The sequence below is a fragment of the Hufsiella arboris genome, from assembly GCF_009834875.1.
GTDB lineage: Bacteria > Bacteroidota > Bacteroidia > Sphingobacteriales > Sphingobacteriaceae > Hufsiella_A > Hufsiella_A arboris.
Window position 1 is genome coordinate 401009 of record NZ_WVHT01000005.1, and the last position, 13025, is coordinate 414033.

The following is a 13025-nucleotide window of genomic DNA, read 5'->3' on the forward strand; positions in this document are numbered from 1 at the left end:
TGTCGAAACGAATAAGACGTTTTTTCAAAGCAAACAAAATGGACACATTAGCACAAATCAATAGAGCCACTTACTCAAAGTGTTGTCGTTGTTGGTGTTGTTGCCGAATGTGATACTAATCTCTGGCGGTTCCGGCTGAACTCTCATTTATTCTTCTTGCGGCTTTTGCCGACCACTGATCACTAATATTAATTTCAATTAGCGTATGAAAATAATATGTACTTAAAAACGAAAGGGAATGCAAATGGCATTCCCTCCGGATTCAAAAATTTATGAAACAGGTATTCAATTGGCGTTGTCGCCTGCTTCAATCCACAAATTAAATCATGTAAAATTATGCAAAATATTGGAAAAGCCGGGACGCTTTCCTTTCCGGCTTTGCGGGTAATCACCCAAAATAAAACAGGCAAGACACTGAAGATGCTGGTTAGTCTGTTTCTTACCTCTTTAATTTATTCTTCAGCGTTTTCCCAGACAACGCGGCCGCTGATTAACTCGACCTTACGGGGCCGGGTGATCGATTCGCGAACAAAATCTCCGTTGGGCGGTGTGCTTGTCCATATAAAAGGAACTACTCACGAAGTGGCGACAGATGATCAGGGGCAGTTTAATTTTGTTACCGGCCAGAAATTCCCTTATACACTGATCGTCAGTTTAATAGGATACAAAAAGGAGGAGTTGGTTGTTAGCGAAAGCACTGTCGAAATTCAGCTTGAAGAATCGGTTAATTTGCTTAACGATGTAGTAATTGTTGGGTATGGCACACAACGCAAGAGTGATGTAACAGGTTCTGTATCATCCGTTCCACGTGAAAATTTAAATCAGGTATCTCCGTCTGTTGACAACCTGCTTCGCGGCGCTGCCCCGGGAGTTCAGGTAACACAAAGCTCTGGTCAGCCAGGTGCATCTGCCAGCATTCGTATACGCGGCGGAAATTCTATCACCGGCGGCAACGAGCCCTTGTATGTAATTGACGGATTTCCAATTTACAATGATAACGGCAACACCTCAACCGGGGCTGGTTCAGGCGCCGGCACAAATGCTCTTTCTACCATCAATCCGAGCGATATTGAATCGATTGATATTTTAAAAGATGCGTCGGCGACGGCTATTTACGGATCACGTGGTGCAAACGGAGTTGTGCTGATAACAACAAAAAAAGGTAGACGAGGATCAAATAGCGTATCCTACCAGGGTTATTACGGAACGCAAAAGCTTTCCGATAAGATCGACTTGCTGAACGGCAGTCAGTGGGCCTCGCTGCGAAACGATATTCTTGCAAGCACAAATCAACCCGCGTCGTTTACTCCCGACCAGATCGCGGCAATTGGTAACGGAACTGACTGGCAAAGCGCGGCGTTTCATACCTCGCCAGTGCAAAACCACGAGCTTTCTTTCGCTGGCGGTGACGATAAATCCCGGTTTGCGGTATCAGGAAATTATTTTTCTCAGGACGGAATTGTAAAAAACACGGATTTCACCAGGTACGCGGGAAGGTTTAACTATGAGCGGGATTTTTCTGACAAATTTAAATTCGGAATTAATTCAACCGGCAGTTATAGTACATCGCAGGGAGCGGCCACAAATTCATCGAGCACCAGCTTATCAAGTCCTAATGCTATAACTAATGTAATTGTTACCTCGCCGGTTATTTCGCTTTACAATGCCGACGGTACTTTTAATCTTAATAACCCTTACATGACGACACCCGGAAACCCGGTGTATGATCTGGACCTGGTAACAAACCAAACCAATATTACGCGAATACTCGGCAACGCTTTCGGTGAATATAAGTTTACGAGGGATTTCAGTGCGAAAGTTAGTGTTGGCGCTGACCTGATCGGCGCAAAGCAAAATTATTATGCGCCTTCAAATTCTAGTAACGGCTATCTGCTTTTAGGATCAGCCGCTGTTGGAAGCAGGCAAACGAATAGCTGGTTGAACGAAAATACCGTAAATTATAACCACTCGTTTAACGACAAACACACACTGAGCGTTCTGGCGGGTTACACCACGCAGCATTCAAAAAGTGAAAACGTACTTGCCGGCTCGAAAAACTTTGTAACAGATCAGACGACTTATAATAATTTGCAAAGCGGGGCGCAAATAAATACACCATCGTCAGGTACTTATGAGTGGTCATTAAATTCCTTTTTAGCGCGAATCAATTATTCTTTCCTGCATCGCTATAATTTTACATTTTCAGGAAGGGCAGACGGTTCATCGCGATTCAGCAAAGGCAATTACTGGGGCTACTTTCCATCCGTCGGCCTGTCATGGAATGCCGGCGATGAAAAATTTATAAAAAATATTGATGCCATCAGTAATCTGAAGATACGTTTCAGCGTCGGATCTACCGGTAACCAGGAAATAGGTTACTACCAGGCGCTCGCTCCGCTTAATGCTGTCACTTACAATTTCGCTTCGCTTACTACCGGGTTTGCACCGGCAAGTTTGTCGAATCCCAACCTGAAATGGGAGAAAACGCTTCAATACAACGCCGGTATCGATTTAGGGTTATTTGACAGCCGAATTAGTCTGGTGGCAGACGCCTACTATAAAAAAACAACGGATCTTCTTTTAAATGTACCCATCCCTATCAGTTCAGGATTCGCAACCTCACTTCAAAATGTAGGCAGTGTTGAAAACAAAGGCTTCGAGTTGGGAATCAATTCGGACAATCTCGGCAAGAGCCAGTTTACCTGGAAGACCTCGCTGGTCTATTCGCTTAACCGAAACAAAGTGTTAAGCCTTGGTGAAAACGTCAAATCATTTTTTGCCAATATCAATAACTCAACAGTTAACCTATTACAGCCTGTAAATATCATCGTCGGTCAGCCATTAGGAACTTTTTGGGGATACCGCACAAATGGAATTTTTCAATTAGGGGATGAGATGAGCAAGTTGCCTAAGATTAAAGCTTCAGATACTTTCGGTGACAGGCGCTACGTTGATACCAATAATGATGGAGCGATAACCGCGGCCGATAAAGTCAGTCTTGGCAGCGTTCAACCTAAGTTTTCCGGAAGTCTGTCAAACACGTTTGGTTATAAAAACTTCGACTTGCTGGTTTTTATCCAGGGCAGTTATGGTAATGAAATTTACAATGCGTTTAAACAGCAACTCGAAATCACCAACCTTGTACAGAACTCTACCGCGGATATCGCAAACCGCTGGACACCGACCAATCCTAGTAACGAAATTCCGAGAGCTACCAATTCACCTGTGGCGCAGATGTCAAATCGTTATGTTGAAGATGGTTCATACCTGAGGCTGAAAACTTTAACCTTAGGCTACACTTTCAAAAATGAACTTATCTCGAAAATTAAAGCCAAGCAGCTTCGCTTATTTGTAACGGCGCAAAATCTGGCTACCTGGACAAAATATACCGGTTACGATCCGGAGGTTAGCAGTTTCGAGCAAAGTAATACAGCACAGGGAATTGACTACGGCGCGTATCCAAACTACCGCACATTTCTCGCTGGACTAAACGTCTCATTTTAATTTTCTACAATAATGAAAAAGTCGACTATACTTAAATATAAAATACGCCGGACCAACTTAAAGGACCGGAGCTCCCTGCTACAAAAGGTTCTTTTAAAATCGGCTCTGGCTATTACATTATTTACCAGTTCCTGCAATAAATTGGACATTCAGCCGGAAGGTTTCGTCACCAAAGAACAATTTTATAAAACCGAAGCGGATGCCAACGCCGGTGTAACAGGTATTTACAACGAGCTTGTGTTTGACCCGGGCGAGCAGCCTATTTATGGCCGCGAACTAAACTTTTTGACAGATATGGTCAGCGACGATTTGTCGGCAGGGCCTTCTGCAATCAATCCAAACGTTAGGGCACTAAGCGCGATTACCTATGTATCGAGTAACGACCGTTTGCAAGTTTCCTGGCGACAGTTTTATACATTGATAAATCGCGCCAACCTGGCAATAGACCAAATTCCGGCAATCAGCTTTGATCAGAATTCAAAACAAAAGCTGATCCGTGAAGCCAAATTTTTGCGCGGCCTTACTTACTTCAATCTAGTTCGTTTATGGGGTGATGTGCCGCTGGTACTTCATGATGCAACCTCTGTAACACCCAGCGAATTAAAATCGTCGCGAGTGCCCAAAGAACAGATATATAAACAAATCGTCGAAGATCTGACAGAAGCAGAGAATCTGCCGACGCCGGTTAACAACCAGGGAAGAGCAACAGGCGGTGCTGCAAAGGCTCTGCTCGCAAAGGTATATTTAACCATTAAGGACTACGACCATGCAATCGCGAAAGCCAGGGAAGTAAGGGATGGCGGCTTTGGCTATAAGTTGTTTGATAAATTTTCCGATGTTTTCAACACAAGTAAAAGCTTTGAGAATACCGGCGAACATATCTTTTCGGCTCAATTTGACGCAAACGCGGGGTTAGGGAATGGCAGTTCCATGATGGGCGCGAATTTTGTTGGTTTTACAACAGCCCGGCTTCCGGCAGACGTCCCTGCAGCAAACAACGGATTATATGATTTATTTCAGCCGGGCGATACTCGTCGGGATGTGACGTTTTATACCTCTATCGTCAATCCAGCCACAGGAACGCCTTTCGTTTATACACAACCATTTTTCGGCAAATACATCGACCGGTCGGTTCTGGCAACTCCAAATCAAAGCAACATCAATTTCCCCGTATTGCGTTACGCAGACGTATTGTTGATCCTGGCGGAAGCGCTGAATGAAAAAGACGGCCCTACATCTGAAGCCTATGATGCGATAAACCAGGTGCATAGGCGTGCTTTTGCCAGGCCAATAACTTCTCCGGATGTAACTGTCGATCTTTCCAGCCTTACGCAATCTTCCTTCCGGGATGCGTTATACCTGGAACGGCGGCTGGAATTTGTCCAGGAAGCACAGCGATGGTTTGACCTGGTACGCACCGGCCGTTTAGTGACTGCGCTAAAAAAAGTTCCTGAAAAAGCGGGCGTTTCCGAGCGTAATAATTTATACCCGATTCCGAAATCAGAAAGAGACTTAAATCCGGACGGATTACCTCAAAATCCGGGATATACTGACTAAAGACGGTCATGAAGAAGAACAGACGATTAATATCGAAATTATTTACCTGGTCGGCGACGGTTGTTTTTTCCTTGAGCGTCAATCTGGCGGGTGCCGATGAAAAGCCAAAGGGCAAACGTCCGAACATCGTTTTGATTGTTGCAGATGACCTTGGTTACAATGATCTTTCCTCTTATGGAAATAAACTGATCAGCACACCAAATATTGATGCTTTGGTCAAGGAAGGAACAAATTTTTCACAAGGCTATGTTTCAGCACCGATCTGTTCGCCATCGCGGGCAGGCCTTATGACCGGCAGGTACCAGCAGCGCTTTGGTTACGAGTTTTTCGCTGCAACTCCCGAGACGTGGGGAGTGCAGGATCAAGCACACGCTGAGGCAAGTAAAAAAGCATTGCAAAAATTCGGAGTGTTTTATACAATAGATGGTTTGGATCTGGCTGCATACAACAAAACACCGCAGGGTTTACCAGCCAGTGAAATAACTATTGCTTCATTGCTTAAAAATGCAGGTTATAAAACAGGCATTATAGGCAAGTGGAACCTGGGAGAAACTCAGGATTTTATTCCCGAAAAGTATGGCTTTGATTACCATTACGGTTTTCTGAGCGGCGGTTCGCGCTATGGTTCTACCGATGATGTTGACCTGGTGGTCAAAGATCTTCCTCATTTATATTGGAACGCCCAGATCATTAAGTATGGCAAAGGCCCTGTTAAATTGAGGAAAAATAACGAGGTGATTTCAACAACTGAGTACCTGACCACACGCTTCGGCGACGAGGCAGCTTCATTTATCGAAGCGAACAAGGCTGATCCTTTCTTTTTATACGTGCCGTTCAATGCTCCGCATGATCCACTGATGGCAAAAAAAGAAGATTTCGCCGGAGTGACAACTACCCGCGACAGCACAAAGCGGGTTTACGAGGCAATGGTTAAATCCCTGGACGATGCGGTTGGAACGATCACTAAAAAGCTCAGCGATTTAGGCTTAGATAAAAATACCCTGATAATCTTCACCAGCGATAATGGCGGTGCAATGTATACGCACGTGTATGACAATAAACCTTTACGTGCCGGCAAAGCAACGCATTTTGAAGGGGGTATCCGTGTTCCTTATATCGCTAAATATCCTGGTACTATCCCTGCCAGTAAAATCTATAATAACCCTGTATCCACATTGGATTTTCTACCTACCATCGCAGCGGCGGCCGGGGTTAAACTACCTGAACACGTTTTTTATGATGGCGTTAATTTATTGCCTTTCGTGAATGGAAAAGTGACAGGTATTCCTCATCAAACGCTGTACTGGCGTTCGGGTTGGGCTAAAGCAATTCGCAGCGGGGATTACAAACTTTATATCAACGAAAAGGAACATAAGAAGCTCCTTTTCAACATTAAGGAAGACTTGTCCGAACAGCATGATCTGTCTCAAAAAAATCCCGATAAAGTCAGCGAATTAAATACCCGATTGCTGCAATGGGAAAAGACATTGGCCCCCCCGGCATGGCCAAGTGTGTGGTATATGGAGTATAAAAACGGGGATGAAGTAAACTACTTTCCTATTTAAAATGCAATAATATGAAATCTGGTATAACAAAAATCTTAACGGCAATCATCTTATTTACCAGCTTCTTGTTAAAAGAAAGGTCAGCTTTCGCAAGAACAAATGCTGCAGACAGTGTTAATGCGAGGCATCCAATTTCCCAGGAGGAAGTTATCAAACTTGCAACTGAAGCCTACATATACGGCCTGCCACTTGTATTTACAGATTTTACACGTCAGGCTGGACAGGCAAAAAATAACGTATTTAATCACGGTCATAAATTTCCGGATCACACATCACGCTGGGTAGTTGCGCCAAACAACGACACAAACTATTCATCGGCTTTTTTAGATCTCGGCGACGATGCAATCGTTTTGAACATTCCCGATACAAAAGAACGATATTACGTAGTTCCGTTAATGGATGCCTGGACTAATGTTTTTGCCTCCTTTGGGAAACGAACAACCGGCACAAAGCCTCAGCAGTATTTAATCACAGGTCCGAAGTGGAAAGGAATTGTCCCTGGCGGATTGAAGGAAGTAAAATCGCCAACAGATCTTGTTTGGATCATCGGCCGGATCCAGGTCAACAGTCCGGATGACCAGGTGAATTTTGTAAGCAAAATTCAAGATCAATTTACAATAACCAAGCTTGCGGATTGGGGCAAACAACACACGTCTCAGGAGAAAATTACTACCTATGAGCATACGCCCGCAATAATCACCGAGGTAAAGAGCAAGCAGGTTAACCTGGTTCAGGCAATTAAGAAAATCAGTATAACCGGGTACTTCAATTACCTAAATGATTTGCTGGTCAAAAATCCGCCCCTGCCAGCAGACAAAGAGCTTTTATCCAAAATAGAACAAATAGGAATTAAGCCCGGCGGTCTGTTTAATTTAGCGGCTTTCGATGCAGAGACACAAGCTAAATTAAATGCCCTGCCGGCACAAATTTATGCCACTTTCGACAGCGGCGGCAACCAACTGTCTGCAATATCTTCAAAAGGTAAAGGAAAAATCGGCGACTATGGAACCGATTTCCTTTTGCGTGCACGAGTTGCTTACGGCGGCCTGGGGGCACTTACACCTGAAGAAGCAACTTACATCGGCTATTCAACAGACGCTGATAAAGAAAAATTAAGCGGTGAAAATAAGTATGTCGTGCACTTTGGTAAAGGAAAACTTCCTCCGTCGACGGCGTTTTGGTCTCTCACTATGTATGGAACAGATCGTTACCTGGTTGACAATCCGATCAAACGCTATGCGATAGGCGACAGAAATCCTTTAAAATTTAATGCTGATGGTTCGCTGGATATTTATGTTCAGCATGATAATCCGGGAAAAGAAAAAGAAAACAACTGGCTCCCGGCCCCTGCTGAAGGATTTAATGTCGTGCTGCGGATATATGTGCCGACAAAGCAATATCTGTCAGATCATTCAACATGGCCAACGCCGCCACTTCAAAAACAGTTAACTAATTCAGGGAGGTGATTATGAACACACAGGATTTCGAATTGATTTTTAAAAAAATTGCCGTAGGTATTGTAGTCACGCTCGTTCCGCTGATCATTCTGGCAGGCGGACTATTTCTTATTCAACACTTGCTCAAATAAAATGCTATGAAAATGGAAGAAGCAACCCGGAAAAGAATTATCAGAAACGTATTACTGAGCCTGCTCATTTATGCATTGCCGGTACTGCTCATGTTTCTAACTTTTTATCTCACCGGCCAAAAGCCCTGGAAGGATAAAACCCCAAATAATAAATCGTCGATTAACCATTAAAAAACAAACTAGTATGATCGCTATTATCGAATCGGTATTTAAGCATTTCAGCAGCTGGGGATTCCCCGTTCTGGTGTTTATTCTGGGAACCGCAGAGTTCTCACTTGGCCTCTACGAAAAGAAATGGAACAAGAACGAAAAGATACTGGATATCGCTTGTTACGTTGTTCCCTTTATTATTATTGGTCCTGCGGTAGCATATTTCGGACTCAAGTTTTTGCCTTTAATTATTCCTGATTTAAAAGGAGTTTTTTCATGGGTTCCTTTTTTCTGGGGATTTATAATTATTGCAATAGCGGATGATCTAACTCAATACTGGTATCATCGCCTACATCATGAAATTCCATGGTTATGGCGCTTTCACCGCACGCATCATTCCGCTCCGTACATGGGCATGGCGATGGCGAGCCGCCAAAACGTGATTTATACTTTCTTTTTTTCACAGATATATCTCACAACAACATTAGTTTACCTGGGCCTGGGATATCCCGCGCTTTTCGTAAAGGTTCTGAAAGGCATCATCGTAACGTTTGCTCATTCGAGTATTGCCTGGGATAAGCCTTTTTACAAGTATAAGTTTTTACATCCCGTTGCCTGGGTTTTTGAACGGGTCATCTCAACACCGGCTACACACCATGCACATCACGCATCGTCAACAGATGATGGTATTGGCTATTACAAGGGAAATTTTGGGAATATGTTTTTCTTCTGGGATGTCATCTTTGGAACCGCTCACATTTCACGGCAATTTCCGAAGGCTTATGGCATTTCTCATTATGAAGGCGATCCATGGTATGCACAGCTTGCCTGGCCCTTGTTCAAATCTAATATCAAGGGAAGCGAGCTTTCAGCCGACGGGCCGGCAGTCCGCAAAGACATCGATATTCAAAAAGAAACAGATGAAGAAGAGTTTTATCAGCATGCCGAACCAGTCCTTTGGGTTGGTAAGGGCCATTGAATCTAAGTAATTCTCAATAATTAGAAAATGAAATATTTAGCAACACTTGCGATCATAGTTCTTTCCGGTACAACCGCCGTTTGGGCGCAAAACTATAGTCAGCAACAGCAGCCATTTCAGGGTGTTGTTGGCAACACTGTCAGCACTTCCAAAGAAGTACGTCCGCACAATATTAAAGCGCCACAAGGAGCGCCTAATGTAGTTTGGATATTACTGGACGACGTTGGATTCGGCGCGACAAACACGTTTGGCGGAGTTATTAACACACCAACCTTCGATAATTTAGCCAACAACGGCCTGCGATATACTAATTTTCATACAGCCGGGATCTGCGCTCCTACCAGGGCAGCCTTAATGACCGGGCGCAATCACCATTCGGTGCATATGGGTGGTTTCGCGCACACAATTTTATCTGCAGGCTTTCCTGGATATGACGGCCGCATTCCCTCAAATGCCGGAACCATTGCAGAAATTTTACGAGAAAACGGGTACAATACCTTCGCCGTTGGTAAATATGGTTTAACACCGGATGAAGATGCTACCGACGCCGGTCCTTTTGACAGATGGCCATCAGGGAAGGGCTTTGATCACTTTTTCGGTTTTCTCGGCTCGCAAACCGACCAGTATAAGCCAGATCTGGTTGAAGAAAACGCACACGTAAAGCCAGACGGCCGGCATTTGAACGATCAGATTACAGACAAGGCCATTTCTTATATTGCCCGTCAGCAAGCCGCAAAATCGGGTAAGCCGTTCTTTCTATACTATTCGCCGGGAGCAACGCATGCACCGCACCAGGTAGCGACCGAGTGGAGCGATCCGTATAAAGGTAAATTTGATAAAGGCTGGGACGTTTTTCGTGAAGAGGTATTTGCCCGACAAAAGAAACTAGGAATTATTCCCGCCAACGCTGTATTGCCCGAACGGAATCCAAATATCAAAGCCTGGAATTCATTAACGGCAGACGAGAAAAAATTGTATGCTCGGTTTATGGAGGTGTACGCAGGTTATCTCACTTACACGGATCACGAAGTTGGACGAGTGATCAATTACCTGAAAGAAATAAATCAACTGGATAACACGCTTGTTTTCGTTGTAATCGGTGATAATGGAGCGAGTAAGGAAGGAACGTTGAACGGAGATGTCGATCGCGCTTTGTTTGGCAAGCCTTTGCCGGAAGACGAGAACATTAAATACAACCTGGCTAAAATAGACCTTATCGGAAAGCCCGAAGGTACGGAAGCTAATTATCCTTTAGGCTGGGCGCAGGCGGCCAACACTCCATTTAAATTCTGGAAACAGGATGCTAATTCAGAAGGTGGTACACGCAATCCTCTTATAGTTTTCTATCCAAAAGGAATAAAAGAGAAAGGCGCTATACGTACGCAGTACGGCCATGTGATCGACTTATTGCCAACCACGCTCGAATATCTCGGCATACAGGCACCTCAGGAAATTCGTGGTATTAAACAGGATCCGATCCAGGGAACATCGCTTGTTTATTCGTTTGCAGACGCAAAAGCTGCATCGAAACACACCGAACAATACTATTATATTTTCGGCTCGCACGCGATTTACAAAGACGGATGGAAAGCAGGATTCGCATTCCAGCCTTCAATCTCAAATGGCCTTTTCAATAAGTTCAGTATTTACAAGACGGAGGACGAAGGTTGGGCGCTTTATAATCTCAACGAAGATTTTAATGAGCGAAACGATCTTGCAAAAAAATATCCGCAGAAGCTGGCCGAGCTCAAAGCTTTATTTGATGCCGACGCAAAGAAATACAATGTTTACCCCTTTTTTACCTGGGATGACGTGATTAATCGTGTGTTTTCAATGAAATAGTTAGTTGGTGAAGTGAGATCGGGAAGCAGAAATGTTTCCCGGTTTTTAAATTTTATTTATGAAGTACCTTATCAGAATTTTATTTTATTAGTTTTCAGAAAAGATAATTCGGTTATCGCCGACGAGCATTCCTTTTACATCCTTGATAAAGTAAACGGACGATGGGGCGTTCGGGGAAGAAGCAGCTTTGCTAAATAATCACTTGAACTCATATCATGTCCGCAAAAAAAAACGCTATCACCTATTCAATTATCGCAGTTTTATTAATTTCCGGGTTTACGGTATTATGGCTCTTTTGGCCATTTGCATCTGAATCATTTGCAATTATTCCTGACAGAAAACAGATACGGGAAAAAGAATTGTTCCTAAGTCAGAAAGCAAGTTCTGATCCCGGTTATAAACAACCGAACATAATTATTTTATTAGCCGACGATCTTGGGAAAACCGATATTCCGTTGTATGGCAACCAGGTTGTTGAAACTCCCAACATCGACAAACTTGCCAGCGAAGGTGCAACTTTTACGGAAGCTTACGTTACCGCCCCTATTTGTTCGCCGTCACGGGCGGGCTTAGTAACCGGCAGGTATCAGCAGCGTTTCGGTTATGAATTTCAGCCGGCAAACCGGTATATGAAAAACAGGCTCGAGCGTTTTTATGTGAACCGCAACATCGACCTCCAGGAATTGGAGTTCAAAACTCAAACAAGTGTTCCGGACAGTAATGCTATCAATCAGCAGGGTTTACCGGAACAGGAAATTACCATTGCCGACCTCCTTCGAAAAAACGGCTATGCAACAGCTGTCACCGGAAAATGGCATCTCGGATTCAGTCCCCAATTCAGTCCGATAAAGCATGGGTTTGATTATTTCTACGGGTTTGATGAAGCTTTTTCATGGTATACCGATACAGCGACAACTATTAATGTCCATCATAAAGGTATAATGGATTCGCACATTTGGGAAAACGGTAACTCCGGCACGTCTCAAAAACAGCGCAATGGTAAAAGTATCTCTGAAAATGAATTTTATACGTTTGCCATTGCCAGAGAAGCCACACATTTTATCGATCAGAATAAGAGCAAGCCATTTTTATTGTATGTCCCTTTTAATGCTCCGCACACGCCATTCCAGGCGATTAAGAAAGATATTGCGAAATACCAGGCAAAAGGCGTAACGGATTTAAATCACGCCGTTTATTATTCGCTTATATCCGGACTTGACAGCGCTGTTGGGAAAATCCAGCAAAAGGTAACCGACCTTGGTCTTGATGATAATACGATTTTTATTTTTTTGAGTGATAACGGCGGCGCTACCTACACACATGCTACCACTAATGCACCGTTAAAAGGCGGCAAAATGTCATTATACGAAGGCGGGATCAATGTTCCGTTCGTAGTGAAATGGAAGGGCCACGTTGCTGCCGGAACTCAGTACAAAAATCCGGTTACATCACTGGATATTTTTGCTACGGCCGCAGCAGCTTCGCATTCATCCTTGCCTCAAAGATCTTACGACGGCGTTGATCTGATTCCTTTTTTATCCGGTGCAAAAACCGGGCAGCCGCATGAGGTACTGTATTGGCGGGCGGGAAAAAACAAGGCGGTACGCAAAGGCGACTGGAAATTAGTCCTCAACCTGAATGACAATATTACAGCCCTTTACAACCTGGCTAATGATAAAGCGGAAAAAATAAACCTTGCGGCTAAAAATCCTGAAAAAGTAAAAGAGCTGAAAAATGATCTAACCGATTGGGAAAAAGGGCTGAAAAATCCGCTTTGGCCAGGCACCGGATACTACAAAAACTTTACCGACGACAAACCGGATCGGTTTGAAATATAAAC

8 protein-coding genes are annotated in these 13025 nt (G+C 43.9%); all 8 read left to right on the plus strand.

What is annotated here, in order from left to right:
- The first annotated feature begins 336 nt into the window (after nt 1-336).
- Nucleotides 337-3504, plus strand: a complete 3168-nt coding sequence (locus GS399_RS12955; RefSeq protein ID WP_160845059.1) for a SusC/RagA family TonB-linked outer membrane protein — start codon at nt 337-339, stop codon at nt 3502-3504.
- Nucleotides 3505-3516: 12 nt separating this feature from the next.
- On the plus strand, nt 3517-5061 hold the full coding sequence (locus GS399_RS12960) for a RagB/SusD family nutrient uptake outer membrane protein (RefSeq protein ID WP_160845060.1): 1545 nt from the start codon (nt 3517-3519) through the stop codon (nt 5059-5061).
- Nucleotides 5062-5069: 8 nt separating this feature from the next.
- On the plus strand, nt 5070-6626 hold the full coding sequence (locus tag GS399_RS12965) for a sulfatase (protein ID WP_160845061.1): 1557 nt from the start codon (nt 5070-5072) through the stop codon (nt 6624-6626).
- Nucleotides 6627-6637: 11 nt separating this feature from the next.
- Complete coding sequence (locus tag GS399_RS12970) at nt 6638-8092, plus strand: DUF1254 domain-containing protein (RefSeq protein ID WP_160845062.1); 1455 nt, start codon at nt 6638-6640, stop codon at nt 8090-8092.
- Nucleotides 8093-8226: 134 nt separating this feature from the next.
- A complete protein-coding gene (locus tag GS399_RS20690) occupies nt 8227-8385 on the plus strand; it encodes a hypothetical protein (protein ID WP_202409460.1) in 159 nt (52 codons plus the stop codon).
- A 13-nt stretch (nt 8386-8398) separates the two neighbouring features.
- Nucleotides 8399-9343, plus strand: a complete 945-nt coding sequence (locus GS399_RS12975; protein WP_160845063.1) for a sterol desaturase family protein — start codon at nt 8399-8401, stop codon at nt 9341-9343.
- Between the two features lie 27 nt (nt 9344-9370).
- Entirely contained in the window at nt 9371-11185 is a 1815-nt protein-coding gene (locus GS399_RS12980; protein WP_160845064.1) for an arylsulfatase, read from the plus strand.
- A gap of 215 nt (nt 11186-11400) precedes the next feature.
- Nucleotides 11401-13023: a sulfatase-like hydrolase/transferase gene (locus tag GS399_RS12985; RefSeq protein WP_160845065.1), complete on the plus strand. Its 1623-nt coding sequence runs from the start codon at nt 11401-11403 to the stop codon at nt 13021-13023.
- Nucleotides 13024-13025: the final 2 nt, after the last annotated feature.